Annotated in this window: 22 protein-coding genes and 1 tRNA gene; 6 read left to right on the top strand and 17 right to left on the bottom strand. The window is 69.6% G+C overall.

Annotated features, from left to right (window positions below; genetic code table 11):
• Nucleotides 1-14: 14 nt before the first annotated feature.
• The 9 genes from WA670_RS04855 to WA670_RS04815 all read right to left on the bottom strand — a co-directional run bounded on the left by WA670_RS04855 (nucleotide 15) and on the right by WA670_RS04815 (nucleotide 10,032).
• Nucleotides 15-371, bottom strand: a complete 357-nt coding sequence (locus WA670_RS04855; protein ID WP_336157001.1) for a rhodanese-like domain-containing protein — start codon at nucleotides 369-371, stop codon at nucleotides 15-17.
• A gap of 44 nt (nucleotides 372-415) precedes the next feature.
• A complete protein-coding gene (locus WA670_RS04850; protein ID WP_037806961.1) occupies nucleotides 416-2,206 on the bottom strand; it encodes a sodium/solute symporter in 1,791 nt (596 codons plus the stop codon).
• Nucleotides 2,207-2,276: 70 nt separating this feature from the next.
• Nucleotides 2,277-2,786 carry a hypothetical protein gene (locus tag WA670_RS04845; protein WP_037806959.1) on the bottom strand — a complete coding sequence of 170 codons (510 nt, stop codon included), beginning with the start codon at nucleotides 2,784-2,786 and terminating at the stop codon, nucleotides 2,277-2,279.
• 6 nt (nucleotides 2,787-2,792) lie between these two features.
• The gene (locus WA670_RS04840) at nucleotides 2,793-3,626 is read right to left on the bottom strand and encodes a LytR/AlgR family response regulator transcription factor (protein ID WP_167754006.1); all 834 of its coding nucleotides are present in this window, start codon (nucleotides 3,624-3,626) and stop codon (nucleotides 2,793-2,795) included.
• Between the two features lie 85 nt (nucleotides 3,627-3,711).
• The gene (locus WA670_RS04835; protein WP_134664525.1) at nucleotides 3,712-4,557 is read right to left on the bottom strand and encodes a S49 family peptidase; all 846 of its coding nucleotides are present in this window, start codon (nucleotides 4,555-4,557) and stop codon (nucleotides 3,712-3,714) included.
• An 18-nt stretch (nucleotides 4,558-4,575) separates the two neighbouring features.
• A complete protein-coding gene (locus tag WA670_RS04830; RefSeq protein WP_037806955.1) occupies nucleotides 4,576-5,880 on the bottom strand; it encodes a sensor histidine kinase in 1,305 nt (434 codons plus the stop codon).
• 1,078 nt (nucleotides 5,881-6,958) lie between these two features.
• On the bottom strand, nucleotides 6,959-7,819 hold the full coding sequence (locus WA670_RS04825; RefSeq protein WP_037806953.1) for a DNA-formamidopyrimidine glycosylase family protein: 861 nt from the start codon (nucleotides 7,817-7,819) through the stop codon (nucleotides 6,959-6,961).
• Nucleotides 7,820-7,857: 38 nt separating this feature from the next.
• The gene (locus WA670_RS04820; protein WP_009085725.1) at nucleotides 7,858-8,298 is read right to left on the bottom strand and encodes a DUF983 domain-containing protein; all 441 of its coding nucleotides are present in this window, start codon (nucleotides 8,296-8,298) and stop codon (nucleotides 7,858-7,860) included.
• A gap of 69 nt (nucleotides 8,299-8,367) precedes the next feature.
• The gene (locus WA670_RS04815; protein WP_134664526.1) at nucleotides 8,368-10,032 is read right to left on the bottom strand and encodes a zf-HC2 domain-containing protein; all 1,665 of its coding nucleotides are present in this window, start codon (nucleotides 10,030-10,032) and stop codon (nucleotides 8,368-8,370) included.
• Between the two features lie 210 nt (nucleotides 10,033-10,242).
• On the opposite strand from WA670_RS04815, the gene WA670_RS04810 reads away from it, so the two are divergent.
• Nucleotides 10,243-10,315, top strand: a tRNA-Gly gene (locus WA670_RS04810).
• Nucleotides 10,316-10,493: 178 nt separating this feature from the next.
• Here the strand turns inward: WA670_RS04810 and WA670_RS04805 are convergent.
• From WA670_RS04805 to WA670_RS04790, 4 genes are all read right to left on the bottom strand, one after another.
• Nucleotides 10,494-10,895, bottom strand: coding sequence for an Imm7 family immunity protein (locus WA670_RS04805; protein WP_336157000.1), 402 nt, complete (start codon nucleotides 10,893-10,895; stop codon nucleotides 10,494-10,496).
• Between the two features lie 26 nt (nucleotides 10,896-10,921).
• The gene (locus WA670_RS04800) at nucleotides 10,922-11,431 is read right to left on the bottom strand and encodes a DUF2716 domain-containing protein (RefSeq protein ID WP_336156999.1); all 510 of its coding nucleotides are present in this window, start codon (nucleotides 11,429-11,431) and stop codon (nucleotides 10,922-10,924) included.
• 223 nt (nucleotides 11,432-11,654) lie between these two features.
• Nucleotides 11,655-12,275, bottom strand: coding sequence for a hypothetical protein (locus WA670_RS04795; RefSeq protein ID WP_037806945.1), 621 nt, complete (start codon nucleotides 12,273-12,275; stop codon nucleotides 11,655-11,657).
• 76 nt (nucleotides 12,276-12,351) lie between these two features.
• Nucleotides 12,352-12,843 carry a hypothetical protein gene (locus WA670_RS04790; protein WP_037806942.1) on the bottom strand — a complete coding sequence of 164 codons (492 nt, stop codon included), beginning with the start codon at nucleotides 12,841-12,843 and terminating at the stop codon, nucleotides 12,352-12,354.
• 143 nt (nucleotides 12,844-12,986) lie between these two features.
• Between WA670_RS04790 and WA670_RS04785 the strand changes: the two genes are divergently transcribed.
• The 3 genes from WA670_RS04785 to WA670_RS04775 all read left to right on the top strand — a co-directional run bounded on the left by WA670_RS04785 (nucleotide 12,987) and on the right by WA670_RS04775 (nucleotide 19,625).
• Nucleotides 12,987-14,645 (top strand): hypothetical protein, encoded by a 1,659-nt coding sequence (locus WA670_RS04785; RefSeq protein ID WP_336156998.1) that lies wholly within the window; start codon nucleotides 12,987-12,989, stop codon nucleotides 14,643-14,645.
• A 134-nt stretch (nucleotides 14,646-14,779) separates the two neighbouring features.
• Nucleotides 14,780-15,958: a hypothetical protein gene (locus WA670_RS04780; protein ID WP_134727998.1), complete on the top strand. Its 1,179-nt coding sequence runs from the start codon at nucleotides 14,780-14,782 to the stop codon at nucleotides 15,956-15,958.
• Nucleotides 15,951-19,625, top strand: a complete 3,675-nt coding sequence (locus tag WA670_RS04775) for an FkbM family methyltransferase (RefSeq protein WP_336156997.1) — start codon at nucleotides 15,951-15,953, stop codon at nucleotides 19,623-19,625. The genes WA670_RS04780 and WA670_RS04775 overlap by 8 nt, the downstream gene beginning before the upstream one ends.
• 21 nt (nucleotides 19,626-19,646) lie before the next feature.
• Here WA670_RS04775 and WA670_RS04770 read toward each other — a convergent pair whose 3' ends face one another.
• On the bottom strand, nucleotides 19,647-20,798 hold the full coding sequence (locus WA670_RS04770) for a glycosyltransferase family 39 protein (protein WP_238603647.1): 1,152 nt from the start codon (nucleotides 20,796-20,798) through the stop codon (nucleotides 19,647-19,649).
• A 194-nt stretch (nucleotides 20,799-20,992) separates the two neighbouring features.
• Here WA670_RS04770 and WA670_RS04765 point away from each other — a divergent pair, with 194 nt between their 5' ends.
• Nucleotides 20,993-22,555, top strand: a complete 1,563-nt coding sequence (locus WA670_RS04765; protein ID WP_336156996.1) for an acyltransferase family protein — start codon at nucleotides 20,993-20,995, stop codon at nucleotides 22,553-22,555.
• An 80-nt stretch (nucleotides 22,556-22,635) separates the two neighbouring features.
• Here WA670_RS04765 and WA670_RS04760 read toward each other — a convergent pair whose 3' ends face one another.
• Nucleotides 22,636-23,313, bottom strand: coding sequence for a response regulator (locus tag WA670_RS04760; protein WP_037806926.1), 678 nt, complete (start codon nucleotides 23,311-23,313; stop codon nucleotides 22,636-22,638).
• A complete protein-coding gene (locus tag WA670_RS04755) occupies nucleotides 23,310-24,431 on the bottom strand; it encodes a sensor histidine kinase (protein ID WP_336156995.1) in 1,122 nt (373 codons plus the stop codon). Before WA670_RS04755 ends, WA670_RS04760 begins: the two co-directional genes overlap by 4 nt.
• Before the next feature lie 134 nt (nucleotides 24,432-24,565).
• On the opposite strand from WA670_RS04755, the gene WA670_RS04750 reads away from it, so the two are divergent.
• A complete protein-coding gene (locus WA670_RS04750) occupies nucleotides 24,566-25,174 on the top strand; it encodes a dihydrofolate reductase family protein (RefSeq protein WP_336156994.1) in 609 nt (202 codons plus the stop codon).
• On the opposite strand, the gene WA670_RS04745 is transcribed toward WA670_RS04750, so the two are convergent.
• Nucleotides 25,135-25,980, bottom strand: a complete 846-nt coding sequence (locus WA670_RS04745; protein WP_037806921.1) for a helix-turn-helix transcriptional regulator — start codon at nucleotides 25,978-25,980, stop codon at nucleotides 25,135-25,137. The two genes, WA670_RS04750 and WA670_RS04745, sit on opposite strands and share 40 nt — an antisense overlap.
• Nucleotides 25,981-26,033: the final 53 nt, after the last annotated feature.

Below are 26,033 nucleotides of genomic sequence, written 5' to 3'. Positions count from 1 at the left end.
TGGGCAGGCATCCGTCAGAGAACCTCGGGTTCAGTGTCGGGGTTTTCGCTCACCATGCGGCGGCCTTCGCGCGCCCAGGCTCCCATTCCGCCCGCGACGTTGACCGCGTCCCAGCCGCTCGCGTTCAGCCACGCCGCGGCGCGTGCCGAGCGGCCGCCGGAGCGGCAGATGACGTAGACCGGGTTGTCCTCGGGGAATTCGGCGAGTTCGCCGACTCGCGCGGGCAGTTCGCCGAGCGGGATGTGCACCGCGGCGGGGGCGTGCCCGGCGGCCCACTCGTCGTCCTCGCGGACGTCGAGCAGTGCAATGTCCGCGGGAAGGTCGCGGACTTCAGCGGTCGGAATTTCAGCAGGGCTCACCACAGGTTCCATGCTCCCATGTCAGGACGTTGTACGCGTGTGAGGAACGCTAACCGCTAAGCCTTGCGGTGGCGTCCCCGGCCGGCCCGCAGTTTCTCGTCGGCCTGGCCGAACCGGGCGACCGCGCGGTCGCGCATCAGGCCCAGCGGGTCGGGGGCGTGCAGGCGCAGCATGATGTCGTTCACCAGTTCCGGGCGGCCGGACCTGGTCAGCCTGCTCACCACGTAGGTCGCCAGGAACGCCGAGGGCACCGAGATCAGCGCGGGCTGAATGGTGAACCACGGCATCTTGTCCCCGGTGTACTCGCACACGATGTTGTACGCCAGCGCGCCGAGCACCATCCCGCCGCCGACGACCATTCCCGCCAGCGCGCCCGGCCAGCTGAGCTTGCGCCACCAGATGCCGAGCAGCAGCAGCGGGCTGAACGTCGACGCGGCGAGCGCGAACGTCATTCCGATCGACAGGGAGATGTCCTCGGTGCGGAAGATCAGCGTGAGCGCCATCGGGCAGATCGCGACCAGCAACGCCGCGACCCGGAAGTCCTTGACCCGTCCCGGCAGCAGATCCGTCGACACCACGCCGGCCACGCTCACCAGCAGGCCCGAGCAGCTCGAGAGGAACGCCGCGAATGCGCCCGCGGCCGTTACCGCGGCGAGGATCTGCCCTGGCCAGCCCGGCAGCACCGCGGTTGGCAGCAACAGTACGGCCGCGTCGGTGTTGCCGGTGAGCAGCAGCTGCGGCACGTACATCCGGGAGAGCGCGCCCAGCATCGTCGGGAACAGGTAGAACAGCCCGAGCAGCAGGAGGACGTGCACGGTGGTGCGGCGCGCGGCCTTGCCGTCGGGGTTGGTGTAGAAGCGGACCAGCACGTGCGGCAGGCCCATGGTGCCGAGGAACAGCGCGAAGATCAGCGAGTACGTCTGCAGCAGGTCGGTGATGCCGTTCGACGCCGGATGCAGCCACGCGTCGTTCGACGTGGGCGCGTCGCTCACGACCGGCACCGGCGTTCCCGCGGCGAATTCCAGCGTCGTCCCCGCGGACACCTTGTGCGGCACGAGCGGCGACCAGCGCGCCATGCCGCCCGCGGGACCGTCGTCGATGTGGCCGTGTGCGTAGAAGAACGTCTCGGTGGTGACCTTCACGGTGACATCGGTCTGCACCGTCACCTTGGTGTCCGACGGGAACACCGGCGGCGCGGGCGCACCGAGCGCACGCACGCCGCCCGGGCCGCCGCCGGCGAAGAAAACCATGCACAGCACGAAAGTCGGCACGGCGATCGCGAACAGCTTCAGCCAGTACTGGAACGCCTGGACCACGGTGATCGCGCGCATCCCGCCGGAGATCACGTTGACCGCGACCAGGACGATGACGAGCAGCGCGCCCGCCCACGCCGGCACCGGAACGATCTGCGCGAGCGTCAAACCGGCGGCCTGCAACTGCGGGACCATGTACAGAATCCCGATGAACACCGCGCCCGCGGTCGCGAAGCGGCGCAGGCCTCGCGAACCGAGCCGGGCCTCCACGAAGTCCGGCAGCGTGTACGCACCGGATCGGCGCAGCGGCGCGGCGACGAACAGCATCAATGCGAGATACCCGGCGGTGAAACCGATCGGGTACCAGGTCGCGTCGGCGCCCTGTTTGAGCACCATGCCCGCGACACCGAGGAACGACGCCGCGGACAGGTATTCGCCGGAGATCGCCGCCGCGTTGCGGCTGGAGCGCACGGTTCGGCGGGCGACGAGGAAGTCGTGCGTGCTGGTGGCCCCGCGCGACGAACGGAAGCCAAGGTAGTAAGTCGCGAAGGCGACCAGCGCGAGGCCGGTCAACGTCCACGGGGTCAGCTGCACGGCGTGAATCCTCGCACGACCACACGCTTCCGGGACGCGCCGCCACCAGCGAACGCATCCCCCGCGCGGGTCAGTTCTCGATCATGTCGACGAAGTCGCGTTCGTGCCGCTCGGCGAGCCGGTTGTACCAGAGGCCGACGGCGAAAAGGAACGGGAACGGAAGCAGGCCGAGCACGAGCCACGGGATCGGGATGCCGATCACGGTGAACCGCGCGACCGCGGGGAGGAAATAGAACAGCGCGGGCAGCATCCCGAGCACGACCAGCACCAGCACCGCCAGCCACACCGACGTGCGCAACTGGACCTTCACCAGGTCGCGGACCAGCAGTTTTCCCCAGCTGGTCTGTTCTTCCAGCTCGACCCGCCCGCGCATCCGCGCCGACGACTGCCGCGAATCGGCGAGCACCACGCGTTCCCGTTTCGGCCGCACGTGCGCGGGTTCGCTGGAGCGCGGGACCGGTTCGGGAGCGGGCGGCACCGGTTCGACCACCGCGCGGTCCTCCGGCCGCACGCCCAGCGTCGGGTCCGGTTTGCGGACTCCGTTCTCGAGCCGGTGGTAGGGGTCTTCGGGCGAGGACATCGACGGCTAGCCGCCCCGGCCGGAACCGACGATGCGGTCCTTCAGCGCCCGGGTGTGCCTGCGGCTGACCGGCAGCACTTTCTCCTCGTTGCCGATCACGACCTGGTAGCCGCCCTGGCCCATCCGCATTTCGGTGATCAGCGGCAGCGCGACCAGGAACGACCGGTGGATCCGCACGAATCCGGCCTTCTCCCAGCGTTCTTCCAGCTGGGCGAGCGGGATCCGGACGAGGTGGCTGCCCTCGGTGGTGAACAGCCGCGCGTAGTCGCCCTGCGCTTCCACCCAGCGGACCGACGAGCGCGGGATCAGCTTCGTGGTGCCCGCCAGTTCGACCGGGATGACCTCGTCGTCGGTCTTCACCGGCTCGGCCCCGCCCTGGCCGGCGGGCGGGCCCGTGACCGTGGCCAGCTTCTCGCGCACCCGCGCGACCGACCGGTCGAGCCGGTCCTGCTGGAACGGCTTGAGGACGTAGTCGACCGCGCCGAGGTCGAACGCGTTCACCGCTTCCTCGGCGTGCCCGGTGACGAACACCAGTACCGGCGACGGGTTCATCGCCGCGATCACGCGCGACATCTCCATGCCGGACAGGCCGGGCATGTCGATGTCGGCGAACACGGCGTCGACCGTCGGCAGGCCGCTTGCCCGCCGGGCAGCCAGTTCCGGGTCGTCGTGCGAGAACAGCCGCAGCGCGTCGGAGGCGTCCGAGGCCTGGAAAACGCGGTGGATGTGCGGGTTGTTCTGGAGTCCGTGGCTGAGTTCGTCCAGCCCGGCCAGCTCGTCGTCCACGGCAAGGACGATGAGTTTCCGGGTGTCGTCGTGAGCACTCACAGTGAGACGCATCCTGCCGATTGCGAGGTGCATTGTCCAGACCCCAGCCGAGAGTACCGCTTGTGAGTGGCGTACCGGAGTCGCCGCTCACCTCGGGTCAGAGCCCGAAACGCGACCAGGCCGCCTTCGTGGTCACCGCGTCCAGCAGCGCGCTCGCCGCCGCGGGCGCCCCGATCCCGAGCCGGGCGAGCAGCGGTTTCTTCGGCTCCGCCACGGAAATCTCGGCGTCCGGGTACCGCTTGCGGACGATCTCGCGCAGCGAACCGAGCCCGTCGACGAGCCCGAGGTCGACGGCTTTCTGTCCGAGCCAGACGTCCCCGGTGAACAGATCGGTGGAATCGGTGAGCCGGTCGCCGCGTCGTTCCTTGACCCATTCGACGAACAGTTCGTGCAGCTGGCTGTGCATGTTTTTCAGCCACTCGACGTCCTCGGGCTTCTCCGGGCTGAACGGGTCGAGCCGCGATTTGTTCGCGCCCGCGGTGTGCAGCCTGCGCTCGATGCCGAAGCGTTCGAGCAGTCCGGTGAATCCGAAGCCGCCGCTGATGACGCCGATCGAGCCGACCATGGACGTCCGGTGCGCGTAGATCTCGTCGGCCGCGCAGGCCAGCCAGTACCCGCCGGAGGCGGCGATGTCCTCGGCGAAGGCGAGGACGGGCACGCCTTTCTCGTCGGCCAGCTGCCGGATCCGCTCCGCGACCAGCCCGGACTGCGTCGGCGCGCCGCCGGGCGAGTTGATCTGCAACGCGACGGCCTTGAGCCGGTCGTGCGCGAACGCCCTGGTGAGCGCGGATTCGACGGCGCCGAGGTTGATCGCACCGCGAGCCAGCGGCGACGGCGACGGCGTGATCACCCCGTGCAGCTTCACGACGGCGACCACGTCCTTGCGGTCGCCCCGGTCGCCGAGCACGGGAAGGCGGGAAGTCAGCTTGTCGGTCACGCTCATCTGCCCAGGCTAACCAGTTCAGTGCGCGGGCAGCATTCCCGAACGCGAGCCGTGCACTCCGTCGGGTTCCGGTTCCGGCTCGACCGGAGCCATCGGCTGCTGCGGCACGTCAGCGGAGTAGTCCGGCATGTTCGGCCGCACGCCGAGCTTGAACTTCGGCACCCGCAACGCGACCTTCATCCCCGCCCCCGGCGCGGTTTCGACGGTGAGCGCGTAATCCTCGCCGAACACCTGCCGCATGCGCTGGTTGATGTTGCCGAGCCCGACGTGCGCGCCGGTGCGATGCGCGTTGCGCAGATCGGTGAGCTGCCGCGGGTCCATGCCGATGCCGTCGTCCTCGACCGTGATCAGCGCTTCGTGCCCGTCGTCCCGCGCGATCACCGTGACGCACCCGCCGCTCGGCTTGCTGGCCAGACCGTGTTTGACGGCGTTCTCGACGAGCGGCTGAATGATCAGGAACGGCACGACGACGCTGAGCACCTCGGGCGCGATCTTCATCCGCACCTCGAGCCGGCCGCCGAACCTCGCGTTCTCGATGGTCAGGTAGCGGTCGATGTTGCGCAGTTCCTCGGCGAGCGTGGTGTACATGCCGGACGTGCGGAACGAGTAGCGCGTGAAGTCCGCGAAGTCCTGGAGCAGCTCGCGCGCTTCCTCCGGATCGGTGCGGATGAGCGCGGAGATGGTGTTGAGCGCGTTGTAGACGAAGTGCGGAGAGATCTGCGCGCGCAGTGCTTTGATTTCCGCCTGCTGCAGCTGATTGCGCGATTCTTCGAGCCGCGCGAGCTCGAACTGCGTGCAGACGAACTGGCCCACCGCCTCAGCCATCTGCACCAGCTTGCCGCGCGTGCGCCCGACGACGATCAGCGTCGCCTCCGCCTCGCCCTCAACGAGAATGGGAACGATCGCGGCGGTCTTCATCTTGCAGGTGCCCCGGTGATTGCAAGGCATCTTGTTGTGATCAGCGACGGCCCGCCGGTGCTTGCGCAACGCGGTCCCGATGTCCTCGACGACGTCCAGGTAATGATCGGTGGCCTCGCCCGCCCAGGACAGCAGCGTGCCTTCACTGTCGGTGATGCCGACGGCGAGACAGTCGAGCACCTCGAGCAGCTCCGCCGTCATCCGGTTGGCGGCCTCCTCGTCGAGCCCCGCCCGCAAGTTGGGCGTGGCCTTGGACATCCGGTGAACGGCCTGGAGAACGGCGTCCTGGATGACCCCCTTGGGCCGGCGCGCCCGGAAGGCGAGGACCAGCACCACGATCACCAGGATGCCGACCAGAACCCACGGGACGACCAGCGCATAGGGGAAGTCGGACACGACGTCCATGCTCTGCGCTCGACCGACCGGGTGCAAGGTCTGCTCCCCACTTTCTGTCCAGTAGCGACGCCGAGAGTGGGCAAACCCTACCGTCACTCCCGGTGAGCGTGAGGATCTTGCGCCATTCGAGTGGTGGCGGTGGCTGTGGGGCGCCGATGGGTGGAGTGGAGGGACCCTTCATGACTACGGAACGTTAGGGGTGAAGGGACCCTTCATTGCTTGCTAGTGCGGATGAGGGTTCTTAGTGGTTTCGGGATGGATTCGCGGGGCGGCCCTTCCGGTAATTTGGGCTCGGCGCTGCCCACCTGGCAATGGCTCGGCGCTGCCCTCCTGGCAATTCGGGCCTGGGGGCCGGTTGTCCTGGCAACTGGGGGCGGCCTTCGCGGCAATTCGGGCCCCGGGGCGGCTGTCCTGGCAACCGCGGGCGGACCTCCTGGCAATTCGGACCCCCGGGCTGCTCGCCTGGCGTCCCCCGGCGATTCGAACCCCGGGGCCGCTCTCCCGGCAACCGCGGGCGGCCCTCTCGGCAATTCGGGCCCGGGCGGCCCTCCCGGCAATGCCGAGTGCTGGCTGCCTCGTCAGCGGCTTCTCGCACGCGGAGCGTGCGGCCAAGTGTCGTGAGGGGAACCCTCACGGAATCTGATTCCCTGAAGGGGCCCCTCACGACACCCGCGCTGCGCCCCTCGCAACCCGTGCAACTCCCTCACAACCACCTTGTTCCCTCACGACACCGCGTTCCCTCACGACACCGCGATGATCTTGGCGCGAATCACGCCGAGAATCCCTCCGGAGTAGCCCTTCACTCGCGAGACCAGGTGCCCCACCACCCGCCGCGAAGTCTCTCCGTGCCACGACCCGCCATGCGGACGTCGAAGCATTCAGAGAACCAACCGCAGCCGATGCACCCAACGATCGGTGCACCCACACCACCCCCGCACCCCGATACGAAGCCCAAATGCGGTCTGGGGGTGCTTGTCAAGGCATCTTTCCAGCCTTGACAAGCACCCTCAGACCGTCATCACAATCAAGCTTCGGGGTGCCCCACCGCACTCCCCACAAGCAATGTCGCCGCCAGGCGACGAGCCGACTACTTCAACAACCGAGACATCCGCCGATCAGCCAACGGCTTCCCGCCAGTCTGACAAGTCGCGCAATACTGAAACGACTTATCCGCAAACGAAATCTCCCGCACAGTATCCCCGCAAACCGGGCAGGGAAGCCCAGTCCGAGCATGCACCCGCAGCCCAGACCGCTTCTCTCCCTTCAACCGCGCGGCCTTCTGCCCCACCGACCGCGAGACAGCGTCCGTCTCCACCTCGCGGATCGCCTCGGCCAGGACCTCCAACGCGCCCTCGTCCAGCTTCCCCACGGTCGCATAAGGCGACAACTTCGCCCGATGCATGATCTCGTCCGAATAAGCGTTCCCGATCCCCGCGATCAACGACTGATCAGTCAACGCCCACTTCAGCCGAGTCCCCTTCCCCTGGAACAACTCCCGCAACTGCGAAGCGTCAATCGCCAGCGCGTCCGGCCCCAGCCGCGCCACGCTCGCCACCTCGGACGGGTCCGCGACGATCCACACCGCCAGGCCCTTCTTCGTCCCCGCCTCGGTGAGATCAAAGCCAGGACCGGAAGCCGACTCCAGATGCACCCGCAGCGAGATCGGCCCCTTGCCCGGCTTCAACGGAGCCGGGGACAGCCCGTCCGACCAGCGCAGCCAGCCAGCGCGCGCCAGGTGCACCACCAGGTGCAAATCGCCCAGCACGACATCCAGATGCTTGCCGTGCCGAGTCGCGTCGGTGATTTCGCGGCCGTGCAGCTCGGTGTACGGCGGCACCGCGGTCTTCAGCACGCTCAGCGACGCGACGTCGAGCCGGAAAACGGTGCTTCCCACGGCGTGTTCGCGCAGGTGGTGGGCCAGTGCTTCGACCTCGGGCAACTCGGGCATGGCACCAGTCTCGCGCGCCGGCCCGGTTCCGGCCAGGTCTATTCGACCGGGTGCAGCGGACCGTCGAAGTCCGGCAGCGAATGCCTCTGGATCGTCTTCGAGATCCGCTTCACCTCGCCGGACACGGTGAACATGCCGCGGATCGTGCCGACCCAGCGCTCCGACGGCCGGTCGCCCGCGACGTCGCCCTCGGTCTCGGCGACCACCGTCCACGGGCGGCGCAGGATCCACCGCAGCGGGAAGAACAACACCACCAGCAGCAACGCCAGCAGCACCCACGCGGGCACCTTCACGACATCCGGGGTCCAGACCACCAGCGCGATCACCAGGAACCCCATGACCACGATCATCGCGATGCCAGGTCCGTAACTGCCCGCGACGTCGTGTTCGAAATCGTCAGCGGTGGCAGGAGCCCGCCACTCCATCTGGGCACGGACCACCCAATGGCGACCGTCTTCGCCGCGCACCAGCCGGTTCATCCTGTTGCCTCCCGGGCGACGTCGAACTCGCTCAACGTTACCGTGACCGTGCCGTCCAGCGCGAGGCGCTCACTGAGAGTTACTGGCGGTTTGCCGGGTTTTGGCTGTTCGGGAGCTTGCGTCCGCTGAGGAATCGGCCGAACCGGTGACATCGTTCCCGGACGTGGAGTCCGTCTTGGCCGACTTCGAGGACTCGGCGGACTTCGAAGACTTGGTCGACTCGACCGGCTTGGAAGACTTCGGGCAGTCGGACGACTCAGCCGAGCTGGAAGACCGCGGAGCAGCAGATGCGTCGTGCCGCGACCCGGTCGGCGTGGTCGTGACCGACGGCGGCACGTACGAATCCGGCGAAGGCACGTACGAGGAGGGCGGCGGAGCGTACGACGAAGGACTCGTGTCGTCCGTCGTCGTGCTCAGGACGCCCGGGCTCGACGAGTTCGTGGACGTGTCCAGATCCGACCGCGACTCCGTGCTCGAAGACCGGCTCGTCATCGGCGACTCCGTACGACTGCCGTCCTGGCTCGGAAGATCATCCCGCGGCGTCGAACCAGTCGACCCAGCCGAATCCGACGCCGACGAGGACTGCTCCCCGGACGCCGCCTGATGCACCGGCGGCAAATGCGGCACCTCGGCCACGCCCAAATGCTGCGAAACCCCCGGATGAACCCCCACGTGCGCGGGCCGCGCGCTGCCGTTCAGCTGCCCGGAAATGACCCGCGGACCCTGCTGCGCCGGCGGCGGAGGCGGCTGCGGCGGCTGCAACGCCAGCTCCGGCGCGCCCCCGCCCAACCCGACGTCCTGCACCGGATGCGACCCGAACACCAGCGGACCGGCGGTCAAACTCACCGCACCCGCCGCCGCGGTCGACGCCAGCGCCAGCCCGACCTTCACCTTCGAGCCGAACACCACGCTCTTCACCGTCGCGACCGCGCCAGCGGCCTTGCCGACCCCGGCCAGCGCCGGAACCGCGAGCACCAGCACCCCGGCATGCGCTCGCAACGACGAACACACATCCCGCAGCTCGTCCTGCGTCGCCCGGCACGACGGACACCCCAGCAAATGCGCCTTGATCCGCTCCGCCTCCGCGCCGGTGACACTGCCCGCGGTGAACCCGCCCAGCTTCTCCACCACCGCGCGGCACGTCTCCGGACCCCGGTTCACCGACAAATGCGCCTGCAGATACGCCGCCCGCAACCCCTGCCGCGCCCGCCGCGCCAACGCCGCCGTCGCGTTCGCCGACAAGCCGAAATGCGGAGCCACCATCGCCGGCTGCTCGCCCTCGACCTCGGTCTGCCACAGCACCGTCCGCCACCGCTCCGGCAAACTCGTGAACGCCGTCGTGATCAACGTGTGCTCAGCCGTCCGCGCGGGCGTGTCCACCCCGGCGCCCGCCCGGAACGTCAACTCGTCGTCAGTCACCGGGACATCGCGCCGAGCGCCATGCCACTCCCACGACACCCGGCGCGCGACCGTCAGCAGATAAGCCCGGATGTAATCCCGCGGACCCGCGCCGCGGCGCAACGCCTGCAGCACGCGGAAAAAAGTCTCCGCGGTGATGTCTTCAGCTTCGGAACGATCCGCCGCCAGACTCTGCGCCAATCTGCGCACGGCCGCGGCATGCAGCTCGAACAACTCCCCGAACGCGGCATCCTCGCCGTCGCGCAGCCGCTTCAAAAGTGCCTGCTCGTCGGATTCCGAGGCCGCTGGTGGCGGCGCCGTGCCCAGCTCGGTCATCCGGCAAGGCACCTCCTCCCCCGAAGGACTCACCACTGAAGTCGATTGGGGACACCATACGGAGCAGAGCGCCCGTCGTCACCCCTTGTGCGCTCGACGTGACGCGCAAGCACCACATCTCAGCAGGTCCACGCCAATAACGGGGCCCCCGAAAGTGTCACCGGGGCGACGGTATAGAGTGTCTTCAACACCGAGCACCAAGCGGTTAACGCGGATGTAGCGCAGCTGGTAGCGCATCACCTTGCCAAGGTGAGGGTCGCGGGTTCGAATCCCGTCATCCGCTCAGTCCCGAAGGCCCTGTATCCACAAAAAGCGTGGATACAGGGCCTTCGCCATTTCACCCGGGGGCCCGAGCCCCCGGACCCCCGCGGTGCCTTCGGCTGCGGTTGTGTGCGTGGGCGGCTTTGTAGCTTGCGGAGCAAGCGGAGAAGGTGCGTCGCGACCTTCCGGGGCCTGTCCTCTTACAACTCGTAGGTGTCTAGGACTGTGGGGGCGATGGGGGACAGGTGTTCGTCTTTTTGTTCCGTTAGTTGGCCTCTTGCCATTCGGTAGACCTGGAAGGCGTTGTCGTGTTCTGGGTGTTGGTCGTCCCAGATGTGCAGGAGGCCGTAGGAGCCTGGGGCCAGTTCTCCTACTCGGGCGAAGGTTTCCAGCAGTTGCGGGGTGATGGCTCCGCCGTGTTTGTCTAGACCACCCAGATGGAGCATGGGCAGGCCTTCGCTCCAGCGGAGGTCTACCAGGTCCAGCATGGTTGTGTTGTTCAGCGAGCGGTGGACCCGTTCCACCAGGCGCTCCAGCAGAGCTGCGTCGTCGTCGCCCGTCGCGGTGGCGGCGATGGTCACCCAGCCGTGGTATTCGAACACGTGCGAGACGGTAGCAGCGGCGGTGATCAGCGGGTCAGCGCAGAGGGCTGGCCGTCCCGGCGGAGCTGGTTCGTGAGGATGCCGTCGGCGTGCTTTTCGACCGCGGGGAGCAAGTTTTCGCCGAAGACGCACAGGGTGCGCTCCCACGGGTGGCCGAGCGTGCCGTAGCTGAAATCGGCGGCGAGGAACAGGTGGTAGTCGCCGCGCGGGAAGACCGAGACCGGCCACGGCGCGTTCTGCTGCATGCGATGCGGCCAGAACTTGAACGACTGGTGCTGCCAATGCAGGACCCACAGCCAGTCGTCCTCGGCGGTGACCTCCTGGAGCGCGGCCAGCACGGCGCGGGCCACGTCGTGCTCTTCCACCGCGTACGGGCCGAGGCGGAACTCGGCCGAGGCGCGGTCGTACTCGCCGGTGGAGAGATCCCAGGCAGCCGACGGGCACGGCTCATGGAAGCCGGGCCAATCGTGCGCGAAGGTGCTCGGCCAGAACCTGAGCTTGTCGTGCACCCAATACCAAGCGGGTTCGTCAGCCACTCGCGAGAGCGGCTCCCAGGCTGCAGCAGCGTTCACTTGTCGACCTCGAAGTCATCGGCCGGGCTCGAAACTGCCGAAAGCTTCGTGTCCGGGACCGGGATTGTCCAGTCCACCGGAGCCGAGCGCCAAGCTGTCACTCGACCGGGTGGCCCGCGGACCGGGAAAACAGCGCCCGGTCCGCAGGTTCCTTACCCGAGACCCGTGCCGGTCATGCACGGAGCAGTTATGCGGCGCGCCACAGCGTGACGAACGCCGACGCCTCGCTGAACGCCCACGGCCGCAGCCGCTCCCGGTCCCGCGCCGACAACGTGAACTCCTTCGCCCGGCGGACGTCCACGACCAGCGCCTCCCCGCCCGGCAGCAGATCCGGCATGCCCTCGGTGAGCAGCCACAACGCGAGCTGCGCGGCGTCCCGGGTGAGCGGCTCCTCCTTGAAGTACAGCCAGGTGGCGAACCGGCGGCCGTTCGACTTCCGCAGCCCCAGCTGCGGGCTGATGCCGATCTCCAGCTCGCCGAGCGCGAACCGCGCCCGCCCGACCTCGATCAGCTTCGGATCGCGCCTGCCGAGGTAACGCAGCCAGCCCTCGGCGATGGCGGCGTAATGCGGACGCGTGCGCTCGTCGGCGTTGTTGACCAGCGCGCGCATCGCCACCTCGTCCTGCCGCGCCGCCCGGCCGGCCCGCACCGCGTTCGCCGCGCGCCGGTAGTAGTTGAACGCCGCCCGGGCCGGGTCCTCGTACAGCCGGCGCTGCCTGCGGACGAACGACGAACGCGACGGGCCCTTGCTGGCGCTGTACCCGACGAACGTGGGCAGCGTGACGTATGCCGACTGAGAACTGGTCATGGGCGGCCGCCTTCCGATGGATGGTTTCCCCAGTACACGGCTAATTTTAGAACATATGTACGACAGTTTTTGCCGCTTAACGGGTGACCGGCGGCCACGGACCCGCCAGTACCGCGCGCGCCTGCTGCAGAACCTGGTCCTCGCAGTAGCTGACCGGCGTGACATCGGTGGGAATCCAGGTCGCGAGCATCGCCAGCCACTGCCGCAGCTCGGCGAGCGCGACCGGATGGCCGAGCCGTCCGTCGAGGGCTTTGACGCTCTTCGCCGCCACAGCGAGCCGGACGTCGCCGCGCACCATCTCGCCGAGGTGTTCGCCGAGCAGCTGCCATTGGGCCGCGGTGGCGTCGGCCGGGAGTTCGATGCCCAGCTCCTCGACCACGTGCGAGAAGGCGGCGGAAACCGCTTGGTGGTTTCGGTGGTCGAGGGCGGCCAGTTCGGGAAGGGAGGGCGCGTCGAGGCCCTCGCCGACGGCCCGCGCCCCGGCCTCGACGAGTTCGGCAGCGGTGATGTCGAGACCGGCGAGCCGATCCACGGCAAGGGCGGCGAGCGCACCGCGCGCGGAGGACATGCTCCCGATCGTACGGACCCGCCGGTTTTCCTGGCGGTCTCGCGAAGCGGGCGCGTGATCTGGGCTGATCTTGTGCACCTGAGCCCCACGGAGCCAGAGCGCGTGGAACACTGTCGCCCGAACCGGTGACAGGGGGTTGCGTGATGAGCTGGCAGGAAGAGCTCCGGCGCTTGGACGCGGAGTTGGCCGCCGGCCGCCTCGGACACGCCGAACACCGCCGCCAGCGCGACGAACTGCTCGCCGAGGCGTCGGGCGGCGGGGCGGCTTCGCCAGTGGCGTCGCCGTTGCGGCAGGACGCGCCGTCGGCGAGCGAGTCACCCACCTGGAGCACACCGGCCGTCCAGGCCACGGCTACGCCTGCCGGATCGGACAGCCAGGCAGCGGCGGAGCCGAGCACTGGCAGCGCGAGCGCCCCGGCCCAGGGTGCTTCCGTCGACAACAGCGCGAGCACTACGCAGGTCGTGGCGACGATGCCGGAGCACGACCCGACGAGCACGCTCCGGCTGGGCACCCCGCCTGGAGGCACCGCGGCACCCGAGCAGCCCGCCGCGAACTCAGCTGCGACGACGAGCTCAGCAGCCACCGTCAGCCCGGTGGCTGCGCCGAACTCAGCAGCCACGACCGACGCGGCAGCGCCCTTCTTCTCGCAGCCGCAGAGCCCGGCCACTCCGCCGCCGAGCCCGGCAGCCCAGCCGCAGACCCCGGCCACCCCGCCGCCGAGCCCGGCAGCCCAGCCGCAGACCACGGTCACGCCGCCGAGCACGCCGAGCCAAGCCGGACCTCCTCCGCCGCACCAGCCGCAGCCGCAGCTGCCCGCCCAGCCGGGAACCTGGCCGGGCGTCGCTCCCGTGCAGTGGCACACCCCCGGCCAGCAGCAACAGCCGAGCCAGCAGCAACCGGGTCAGCAGCAACAGCCGGTCGTCGGCTGGGCCAGCACCAACCCGGCGATGCCCGCGCCGGAACCGCCCGCGGTCGAATCGTTCCTGAATTCCGGGGCCGCGGTCCCGTCGGCCGAAAAGCCGCAGCCCGCCTTCTCGCACACCCCGTTCTCCACCGACCGGCCGACCACCGCGCCGAGCCCCGCCGACGACCGGCCCACCGCGGTCTTCGGCGCGATCCCGGCGAACGGCCAGCCGGAGCCGCGCCGGCTCTGGGAGGACGACGCCAAGCCTCGCCGCGGCAAGCCGACCTGGCTGTTCCTGTCGCTGGCCGTGCTCGTGGTGCTGGCGCTGGTCGTCGGCGGCATCTGGTTCCTCGGCAACAAGAACGACTCGAACGACACGGCCGCGCAGCCGCCCGCCGCGTCGTCCGCGCCGAACACCCAGCCGGCGTCGCTCGAGGACAAGCTGCCCACGCTGCCGGGCACGCCGAACCCGGAGAACTCGACCATGGCGCTGGACAAGGCGGTCCAGGCCAAAGCCGTTTCCGACGCCGACGCGAACCTCATGCGCGCGGCGGGCGCGGACCAGCTCGTCTACCACGCCTACGCAGGCACCGACGGCGGCACGACGCTCATCGCGGTCCCGGCGCCGTCCAAGGCGCAGGCCGGTCAGCTGGTCCAGGGGCTGCGGCAGAACCTGGTCACCGGCGGGTTCGACAGCAGCCCGCTCGGCCCGGCGGCCACCGATCTGCTCTACACCGGGAGCAGCCCGGCCGGACGCGTGATGGCCTTCTGGTACACCTCGGGCGGCGTGTCGGTCGGCATCGGCGTGTCGGGGCCGGTCGGCCAGGATCCGGCGGTGCTGCGGTCGCGGATGGAAGAGATCCGCGCGAAGGTCGCGGCCGCGCTGCCCGCCGGCTGAACACACCCCGGCGCACAAGGCCACCCGCCAGGTCACGCGGGGTCGGACCCGTGCACAATGTCCACGTCGTCACACACAATCGGGTAGCGACGACGCATTGACCGTCGCCATGCCGACAGATAAGGGGGGCCCTGGTGTCCTGGCAGGAGGAGCTGCGCCGGCTGGACGAGGAGCTCGCGTCAGGGCGACTGTCCGCGGACGACTATCGCATCCGGCGTGATCAGGTGCTGTCCTCGGCCGTCGGCCAGCAGGACCAGCCCGCCCCGCCGCAGAACCAGAGCGCGGACTCGACCCAGGTGATCGCGCCGGTCAGCCCGCCTGGAGGCGTCCCGCAGCAGCAGCCGCAGGCTCCGCAGCAGCCGCCCGCCGACGGCGGTGCCGAGCGCACTCAGGTCGTCCAGTCGTGGCAGACCCAGCAGCCGCCCGCGGACGCCGGTCCCGAGCGCACCCAGGTGGTGCAGCCGCAGCAGCACCAGCCGCAGGCGCACTACTCCCCGCCCGGCGGGTTCCCGCAGGGCACGCCGTCCTCGCCGCCCGGGGGCTTCCCGCAGCAGCAGCCGTGGAACGCCGCCGAGAGCGACCAGACCCCGCCGTGGGGCGGCGGCGATCTCCCGCCGCTCGGCCCGTCCGGTGGCGACTCCGAATGGGTCCGCCAGGGTCCGGAGTACTTCAGCGACAAGCCGAAGAAGAGCAACGGCAAGAAGATCGGCGCGATCGTCGGCGCCGTCATCGTGCTGGCCGGCATCGCGTTCGGCGCGTACTGGCTGTGGGGCCGCGACAGCGGAGGCGGCGGCACCGAGCAGACCACCGCGCAGCACCAGCCCGGTCCGTCCTCGGCCCCGAAGCCGCCGGACCCGCTCGGCGTCGCGACCATGCCGGGCAAGGCCGAGACGCACGACGACATCACGTCGTTCTCGCAGGTCGACACGCTGAAGTACCTCAACCCGCAGGAACTGAGCGCCTACCAGGCGGCGGGCGTGTCCAAGGTCAAGTTCGTCGTGTACCACCTCGAAGACGGCAACCTGATCACGCTGTTCCTCGCCCAGGCCAGCAGCCCGACCGCGGCGAAGACCGCGGCCGAGAAGCTGATGGAGGTCCAGGTCACGAACGGGGCCAAGCGCGACACCACCGCTCCGAACGGCGTGTACGCGACCTCGATCGACGCGAAGGAAGGCCAGTCGGCCCAGTCGCGCGGGCACTACGCGCACGGGAACGTGGTCGTCCGCGTCGAGGTGTCCGGCAAGAGCCAGACCTCCACCGACTTCACCACCGCGCTGAACCAGCAGCTCACGGTGCTGACCGCCGATGCCTGAGCCCGGGACCACCGCCTGCACGATCGTCGCCCGCAACTACGTGCCCGCGGCGCGCGTGCTGGCCCGCTCCTACCTCGAGCACCATCCGGGCGGCCGCTTCGTCATCGCGGTCATCGACGCCCCGCGCGATCAGTCGGACCGGGCCGGCGACGGACTCACCGTCGTCGGCCCGGCCGCGTTCGGCATCGACGAGGACGACTACCTGCGGATGGCGACCGCCTACTCGGTCACCGAACTCGCCACGTCGGTCAAGCCGTACCTGCTGCGCGAGCTGCTCAAAGAGTCCGAGGCGGCGATCTACCTCGACCCGGACATCGAGCTGTTCGCGCCGATCCCCGAGGTCGCCGAGCTCGCCAAAACGCACGACATCGTGCTCGCGCCGCACTTCCTGACCCCGTTGCCGCAGGACGGCATGGAGCCGGACGACGCGGTGATCATGGGCACCGGCATGTTCAACCTCGGCTTCATCGGCGTCGGCCGCGGCGCCGGGCCGTTCCTCGACTTCTGGGCGGGCAGGCTGCGCCACGACGCGATCGTCGCGCCCGAGCAGCAGCTGTTCACCGACCAGCGCTGGGTCGACCAGGTGCCGTCGCTGTTCCGGCACCACGTCGTCACCGACCCCGGATTCGACGTCGCGTACTGGAACCTCCACGAGCGGCCGATCGGCCGCGACAAGGACGGCGCCCTGACCGCGGGCGGCGCGAAGCTGCGGTTCTTCCACTTCAGCGGCTACCGGCCGGAGAAGCCGTGGCTGCTCAGCTTCCACTGCGCGCGCAAGCCGCGGGTTCTGCTGTCGCACAACGACGACCTTCGCGCCATCTGCGATTCGTACGGCACGAAGCTGCGCGAAGCGGGGTACGCCGAGTCGCTCGACTCGATTCCGTACGGCTTCAAGGACTTCCAGGACGGCACGCCGGTGCCGAAGCTCGCGCGGCGCGTTTTCCGCGAGGGCTGGATCAAGGCCGAGCGCAAGAAGAAGCCCGCGCCGCCGCACGCGTACGCCGAGGACGGCGGGCTCGCGCTGCGCGAATGGCTCGCCACGCCGGAGGACCAGGGCCAGGCCGCGGCCGGGCTGAACCGGCTGACGCACGCGATCTGGGCGTCGCGGATCGACCTGCAGATGGCGTTCCCGCACCCCTACGGCGACGACGCGGACGGCTTCCGGCACTGGTGCGCCGGGTCCGGCGTCTCCGAGGCCGGGCTGCCGGAGTGGGCGCTGCCGTCCGAACCGGTCTCGACCCGTCCGCCGCACGACGAGTTCGGCGTGAACCTGCTCGGCTACCTGACCGCGGAGCTCGGGCTCGGCGAGATGGGCCGGATCGTGCTCGAGGCGATCGAAACCGGCGGTGTGCCGGTGGCCACCGTGCTGGAGGAGAAGGCGGTCTCGAACCGCACCGGCATCGAGCGGCCCGCGACCGTCGGCGATCCGCGGTTCCCGGTCAGCGTGTTCGCGGTGAACGCGGACCAGACGCGCACGATCCTGACCAACCACCCCGAGGTCGGCGCCGGGCGCTACCGGATCGGGCTGTGGGCGTGGGAACTCGAAGACTTCCCGCAGTGGCAGCACGAAGCGTTCGGGATGCTCGACGAGGTCTGGACGGTCAGCGACTTCTGCCGCCGCGCGTTCGCCGCGCATTCGACGATCCCGGTCAAGACGATCCCGGTGCCAGTGCGCGATCCGGGCGAGCCTTCGCCGCCCGCGCGCGACAAGGGCGAGCCGGTGCGGTTCCTGTTCGCGTTCGACTTCAACAGCGTCGCGGAGCGCAAAAACCCTTGGGGCGCAGTAGAAGCGTTCCAGCGGGCGTTCCCGGGGCGCGAGGACGTCCGGCTCACCGTCAAGGCGATCAACGCGAAGCTGCACCCGCAGGCCGCCGAACGGCTGCGCGCGGTCGTTCGCGGCGACGACCGGATCGAACTGGTCGAGCGCTACCTCAGCGTCGCCGAACTGCACGAGCTGTACGAGACCAGCACCGCGTACGTTTCGCTGCACCGCAGCGAGGGTTTCGGGCTCACCGTCGCCGAGGCGATGGCCCGTGCGATGCCGGTGATTTCGACGGATTACTCCAGCACCACGGAATTCCTCGACGAGTCCACCGGCTGGCCGATCCCGTACCGGCTGGTGCCGGTCGGCGAGGGCAACTACCCGTACCACGCCGACGCGGTCTGGGCGGAGCCCGATCTGAACGCCGCCGCGGCCGCGATGGTGCAGATCGCCGACGATCCGGACGAGGCGACTGCTCGCGGCCGGCGCGCGCGGGAGGTCGTCCTGCGCGAACGGTCGATGGCGACCGCGGCCGAGTGGATGCGGCGTGAGCTGGAGCAGGCGCACGAGACGTGGCAGGAGCGGCAGCGCGCCGCGACCCCGCCACCGGAGCACCCGCTCAGCCCGCTGCAGCAGGCGACCGAGGCGTTGCGCTGGCGTCCGGAAGCGAGCGCGCCGTCGCGGCTGCCGCTCGCACCCGCGCTGCGCAAGGCGGTGCTGCGCGCGATCGACCACTACGACGTGCACCAGCGCCAGGTGATGGGTGCGCTGCTCGCGGCGACCGAGGACAGCAACCGGCGGTTGCTGGACCGGATCGAAGGCCTGGAACGCAACATCGACGAATCGCGCCGGGCCGCGCTGTCCACGCGCACGCTCGGCGAACGGCTCGAAGCGTTGCGCGGCACGGTCAACGAGCTGCGCCGGCAGGCTCCGGAAACGGACCTGGCGCTGCGCAATCTCGAAGCGGACGTGGCGAAGCTGGCCGAGGGCTACGACGGCGTCGGCGCGGAGGTCGAAGCCGCCGCGGGAACCGTGCACAAGATGTTCGCGCGGCGCGACGAACGGCTCGACGCCGACGAGAAGGCCATCCAGCGGGTGACCCTCGACGTCAGCGCGATGCGGGACGCGGCGCGGCTCCGGCACGCTCCGGTGCCGCGCGGGGCGGACGTCGTCCAGTGCGACGTCGGCGCGCTGCTGATGCCGGTCGACGAGGTCATGCTGCCGTGGATCCTGTTCCACCGGTCCTGGGAGGACAGCGAGGCCGAGCTGATGGCTTCGCTGGCGGACGGCGCGTTCCTCGACATCGGCGCGCACGTCGGCTACCACACGCTGCGGCTGCTGCGGGCCACGCCGGAAGTGACCAGGGTGATCGCGGTGGAGGCCGACCCGGTCAACGCCGCGTACCTGCGCCGCAACGTCGAGGTCAACCTGCCCGCGGCGGCGGGCGAGCTGGTCACCGTGGTCGAGTCGGCCGCGTGGGACGAGCCCGGCACCGTGCACCTGGCGCAGGCGACCCCCGGCAACAGCGGCGACAACCGGGTCACCGTGGACGGTTCCGGCGTCGAGGTCCCCGCGGTGCGGCTGGATTCCGTGCCCGAGGTGACCGAACAGCGGATCAGCCTGGTAAAGGTCGATCTGCAGGGCCGCGACCACCGTGCGCTGGCGGGGCTGGCCGAGGTGCTGCGCCGCGACCGGCCGCACGTGGTGTGCGAGTTCGACCCGGGCGCGATCGCCGAACTGGGCGACGACCCGGCCGCCGTGCTCGCCGGGTACCGCTCGTTCGGCTACACGCTGAAGGTGGTCACCGACGACGGTCCGTCCGACCAGGTGCTCGAAGATTCGGCGATCATCGCCACCGCTCAAGCGGACGAGAAGGAATTCGTCACGCTGTGGCTGGCGCCCTGACCTGATCGCGCACGTGGCGCCTCACGGTGCCACGTGCGCGATGGTCAGCAGAAACGCGCCGTACCAGGCACTTCCGACGGTGATCACCGGCAGCAGCACCGCCAGCACCCGGTTCGGCAGCTTCGCCAGCATGAGCGCGACCGGCACGGTCAGCACGAACGCCGGCAGCAGGAAACGCGCGCGGGACTGGAAGAAGTTCGAGGAGCACAGCGCGATCACCACGGTGAGCGTGCCGTAGATCTGCCACGGCAACGGCAGCTTCGTCGCCCAGGTCCAGAACTGCAGCACCACCGCGGTGAGCACGACGAGCGCGGTGACGGTGATCCAGCTCGCGTTGTCCGAGGTGAGGCCTTCGCGGACCTGCGTCCAGGTGAAGACGCCGAAATCGAAGTGCATCTGCCAGGCGTTCTGCAGCCAGAACCAGCCGTCCGGGCGGCCGGTCTGGATCCAGACGTAGCCGAGGTAGCCCAGCAGGCCGAGCGGTGCGATCAGCCCGCCTGCCCACGGCCGCCAGCCGTCGCGCCGCTGGAAGACCGCGATGAGCGCGGCGATGCCGACCGCGGCGATCAACGCCCCGGAACTCGCCCGCGTCAGCCCGGCCAGCACCGCGAACCCGCCCGCGACCAGCCATTCGCGGCGCGCGAGCATCACGAACGTCCAGGACACGAGCGCCATCAGCAGCGATTCCGAATACGCCAGATGCAGTGCCGTCGAACCCGGCCCGATCGACCACAGCACCGCGACCAGCAGGCCCACCCGCGGTCCGGCCAGGTCGCGGCCCAGCACGAACAGGCCCCACGCCGCCGCGCACCCGGCCAGCAGCGAGATCGTCATCCCGGCCGCCAGCGGCGGGATCCCGACCAGGGTCAGCAGCGCCACCGTCGCCGGGTACAGCGGGAAGAACACGAGGCTGTTCTCGACCGGCAGCCCGTCGGCACCGTGCACGACCGGCTGGTCGTAGCCGTGCTGGGCGACCGAGAGAAACCAGTTGGCGTCGAAGTTGTCGATGAACCGGCCCGGCGACACGTCGGCCTTCCAGCTCATCATCCACAGCACGCCGAACGCGACGAGCTGGAACAGCAGGTAGAGGCTGATCGCGGGGGCGGCTTGGCGGAAAGCGGCGCGCAGGGTCGGCGAAGGCTCGACGGGACCGCCGAGACTGGACTGCTGCACGCTCCCCGAACTCCTGAACTACCTAGCGTGAAACCGGACGAATTCCTGCCTGATCGTACCTGGCGACCGCATAATCCGAGGCCAGAACGGGTGTTGTGACTAATCCCCTGCTTACCGCCAATTGCGGGGAGTACGTCCGGGGCGGGTGTGCGAGGCGGTAACCTTCACGAGGTTGTCGGTAGCGGAAGACGGGGGTGAGCACGCTGGCCGAGCCGAATTCCGCTGCCCTGGCCGACCCTGCGTCCGCGCCCGCGAAGAAAACCCGGATCGTCTTCATCGACATCGGCCGCGGCCTCGGCGCGCTACTGGTCTTCTACAGCCACATCGCCCATCCGTGGGTGATCGCGAAGAACGACAAAGCCCCGTACGTCGACTTCATCGAGGCGCTCACGAGCGATCCGATGCACATGTCGAAGCAGGGCATCGGGCAGATCGCGGTGCCGTTCTTCTTCCTGGTCAGCGGTTTCGTCGTGACGCCGATCGCGCTGCGCCAGGGCACCGGCCGGTTCGCGCTCAACCGGTTCATCCGGGTCTACGCGCCGATGCTGTTCGTGGTGCTGCTGACCGCGTTCCTGCTGCTGGTGAATCTGCACCCGCCGTCAACCGGCCAAGCACAGACGCTGAACCCGCTCACCGTCTTCACCAACACCACGCTGGTCAACTACCTGATCTACCCGCAGATCGTGCTGGTGCCGGTGGCCTGGACGATGATCGTCGAGGTCATCTTCTACCTGCTGCTCATGGCGGTGCTGCCGCTGCTGCGCCGATGGGTGTGGCTCGCGATCGCGGTCGAACTGACCTTCATCTTCGTGGTGATGATGAGCCGGTCCCAGCTCGGACCGTCGTGGTCGCTGTTCGCGGTGAACGTCTCGTACCTGCCCGCGATGGTCATCGGCCAGGTCGTCTGGGCGACGACCAAGAAGCAGATCCCGCTCTGGACGGGCGCGCTGTACGGCGGCTGCGCCTGGTCGCTGTACGTGCTGGCGGACGTCATCAACGTCGGCCGGGTGGACAGCTCGTACAACCTCGCGCTGGCGTTCGCCGTCGCCTGCTTCCTGATGGGCATGTTCGCCGAGGACCGGCTGAAGCAGCGCAAGATCTGGACCATGCTGTCCGAGCGCAGCTATTCGATCTACCTGCTGCACATGCTGGTCACGTTCGTGCTGCTGCAACTGCTGCGCCCGGCGGTGCCGCTGCCGATCGCGCTGCTGATCGTGATCCCGGCGGTGTTCGGGGTGGTCGAGTTGAGCTACCGGTTCGTGGAACGGCCGAGCCACTCGCTGGCGCGACGGTTGTCGCACAAGCCGAAGCCGCCTCCGCCCGCGCCGGAAACGCCTGAGCCCCCGGTGGAACCGCCGGTCGAAACTCCGGGCGAAACGACTCAGCTCGTCGAGGACGCCGAAGTGACCGCTGAGATCCCGAAGATTCCCGCCGAACCGCTGCCGCCGCGTCGTCCGGCGCCCCGGCCGCGTCCGGTGCAGAACGGGCGGATGCCGAGGAACGGAGCTCCGCCGCCGAACGACGCGCCGCGCGCGATGCCGCCGCGTGCGAACGGGGGCGCGCACCGGGCGCGTCCTGTCGAATCAGCCGTCGACCGCACCGCCGAGCCGCCGGTGCGCCGGGCGATGCCGCCGCGCCGGCGTCCGTCAGCTCCGCCGGAGCTGCGCTACCAGCCGGACCAGGAAAACCAGGGCCAGCGCGGCGACCACGACGATCTCCCACGCCACGGGAACTCCTTCCGCCACACCCCTCGCTGAGCAGTGATGCTCTTCCGGTAAGGCGTGCGACGGTGGGACGACGTTCACCGACACGGCGTAACTCACACTCCCGGCTTAGCTCATTCGTGCGAGCCGCGGCGCGGGGTGACGAGGCCGGATTCGTACGCGAGCACCACCAGCTGCGCCCGGTCGCGCGCGCCGATCTTGGTCATGATGCGGCTGACGTGCGTGCGCGCGGTCGCCGTGGAGATCACCAGGTGGGCGGCGATTTCGTCGTTCGACAGCCCGCCCGCGACCAGCGCCAGCACCTCGCGTTCGCGTTCGGTCACCTCCTGCACGGCTGAGGTGTCGATCCGCCGGTGCTCCGGCCGTCCGACGATCTCGGCGATCAACCGGCGCGTGACGGTCGGCGCGAGCAGCGCCTCCCCCGCCGCGACGACGCGCAGCGCGTGCAGGAGTTCGACCGGTTCGGTGTCCTTCAGCAGGAACCCGCTGGCCCCGGCGCGGAGTGCCTCGTAGACGTATTCGTCGACGTCGAACGTGGTCAGGACCAGCACTTTCACCCCGCCGAGGTCGGGGTGCGAGGTGATCCGGCGGGTCGCTTCGAGACCGTCGGTGCCGGGCATCCGGATGTCCATCACCACGATGTCGGGCCGGTGCTCGACCGCCTGTGCGACGGCCTGCTCGCCGTCGCTCGCCTCGCCGGCCACCTCGAAGCCGTCCTCGGTGTCCAGCAGCAGCCGGAATCCGGCGCGGACCAGGGCCTGGTCGTCGGCCAGTACGACGCGGATGGTCATTTCTCCCCCTCCACGGGCAGTTCCGCCCGCACCTGGAAACCCTGCCCGGTGACGCTCGCCTCGACGCTGCCGCCGAGCGCGGTCGCGCGTTCCCGCATGCCGCGCAGACCGTGTCCGGGCGTCGGCTGGACGGTGCCGCGGCCGTCGTCGCGCACGATCAAGACCAGCGTGCCCGGCTTCCGCTCGAACCGGACCTCGACGCGCTGTGCCCCGTCGGCATGCCGGACGACGTTGGTGAGCGACTCCTGAAGGATCCGGTACGCCGCGCCGTCCACCGGCGCGGGCAGCTCGCCGGCTTCGCCGTGCAGTTCGACTGCCAATCCGGCGGCGCGCGCGTGGTCGAGCAGCTCGTCGACCTGCGCGAGGCTCGGCGCGGGCGCGCGGTTCTCGCCGGAACGGAGCACAGCGAGCGTCGCGCGGAGGTCGTTGAGCGCGGACGCGCTGGCTGCCTTGATGTTGAGCAGCGCCTCTTTCGCCTCCTCCGGCCGCCGGTCCGCGACGTGCGCGGCGACGCCCGCTTGGACGTTGATCATCGCGAGGCTGTGTGCGACGACGTCGTGCACCTCGCGGGCGATCCGGAGCCGTTCCTGCTCGGCCATCCGGTGCCGGTGCTCGTCGGCCTGCTCGCGCCGGGCGGCGACGGCGGCGAACTGGAACCGGACCGCGGTCGCGATGCCGATCACGGCGGCCATCCAGACCACGGCGAACAGCGCCCAGGCGCTGACTGCAAACGTTTGCGCGGTGATGATGTGGACCACGTACGCCCCCACGAGCACCGCCGCACCCGTGCTTCCGGCAACCACCGGGCCCTTCCGCCGCGTAAGCACGAACAGCGCGATGGTGGGGACGATGATCACCGGGCCGCCGGGCTCCGGCGACAGGTAGTACGCGTACGCCGAGGCCGCGGTGAGCACGAAGAGCGGCAGCGGGTACCGGTGGACGAGCAGCAAGGTGAGCACGGTCGCGGCCAGCCAGGCGGCGCCGAGCGGGCTCAGCGGATGCGTGGCGTGCTGCCAGCGGCCGGACGCGCTGGAGCCGCCGAGCACGAAGGCGAGCACCACGAAGGTCCGGAACACCCGCCCGAACCACGGGTTCTGCGCCCGCCACCAGTAGTGCATGGTGCGAAAGCTACCGGGGAAGCCGGGCGGGCGCGTCCGTCGTGAAGCGCGGGATCGGACTACGCGCGGCGCGGTATGTCGAGAACTCTGATCCGGCTCCGTTCATCAGGCAAACGGCGAAAAAGGAGACAGTGATGGGCGAGGTAGTGGCCGGGGCGAGCATGTCGTTGGACGGGTTCGTGGCCGGGCCGGGCGAATCCGGGTTCGATCTGCTCTTCGGCTGGCTGGGCAGCGGCACCGAGGAGGTGCCGACCGCGCAGCCGGGACGTTCGCTGCGCATGTCCCCGGCGAGCGCGAAGGTCATGCGTGCGCAACTGGAGTCGACCGGGGCGCTGCTCGTCGGCCGGCGGCTGTTCGACCTGACCTCGGGCTGGGGCGGGACGCATCCGTTCGGCGGGCCGGTGGTCGTGGTGACGCACGAGGTGCCTGCCGGCTGGGAGGGCTCGCCGTTCACTTTCGTCACCGAGGGCATCGAGGTCGCGGTGGCACGGGCGAAAGAACTGGCCGACGGCCGCGACGTCGGCGTGAACGCGGGCGAGATGGCGCGGCAGTGCTTGGCGGCAGGGCTGCTCGACGCGGTGCGGATCGACCTCGTGCCGGTCCTGCTCGGCGGCGGGGTGCCGTTCTTCGGCGAATTCGGCTTCGGCCCGGTGCGACTCGGCACGCCCGAGGTCACGCCTGGCGAGGGCGTGACCCACCTGCACTACCGCGTCTTGGGCACGAACTCCAGCAGCTTCGCGTGAGTCTCGTCGTTCGCCGGGGTGTAGACCGACATCCGGATCTCCGAGCGGCGACCGGCGTAGAGGTAGGTGAAGTCGAAAGTGAGCAGGCCCGCGTCCGGGTGCAGGTAGCGCTTGCTCTTGGCCAGCTCGGTGTTCACGTCGTGCTGGCTCCACAGCTCCTCGAAGCACGGCGACTCCGCCCGAAGCCGTTTGACCAGCGACTTCCAGCCGGGCTCGCCCACGTGCTCGGCCATCGCCGCGCGGAAGGACGAGACCATCCGCGGCACATTCTGCTCCCAGTCGACCATCCGCTCTTTCCACTGCGGATTGAGCAGGCATTGGACGAGCGTGTTGCGTTCCTCGTACGGGATCGCGTCGACGCCGCCCATCAGCCAGTCGTAGCCGGCGTTGTGGCCGAGCACGTCGAAGCGCGCGTTGCGGACCGCGACCGGGAACGGTTCCAGCTGGACCATCATGTCCTGCATCGACGGGGTGATCGCGGAGCAGTGCTTCTTCTCGGTCACCGGCTCTGGCGCGCCGGCGAGGGTGAACAGGTGCACGTGCTCGTGCGGGTCGAGCCGGAGTGTGCGGGAGATCGCGCTGAGCACCTGCTCGGACGCGTTGATGTCGCGGCCCTGTTCGAGCCACGTGTACCAGGTGACCCCCACCCCGGCGAGCTGCGCGACCTCCTCGCGGCGCAGCCCCGGCGTGCGCCTGCGGCCGCCGAGCGGCAGGCCGACCTGCTCGGGCGTGATGCGTCCGCGCCGGTTGCGGAGGAACTCCCCCAGCTCGGTCCGGCGCAGGCGGTCTTCGATGCCACTGGTCACGAGTACCAAGTAAGCACAGCGCCGAGCCTGTTACCAGGTAGTCCCAGTACCAG

It is taken from the genome of Amycolatopsis sp. VC5-11 (assembly GCF_037034185.1).
Taxonomy (GTDB): domain Bacteria; phylum Actinomycetota; class Actinomycetes; order Mycobacteriales; family Pseudonocardiaceae; genus Amycolatopsis; species Amycolatopsis nivea.
This window is presented reverse-complemented; position numbering and strand designations above follow the sequence as displayed.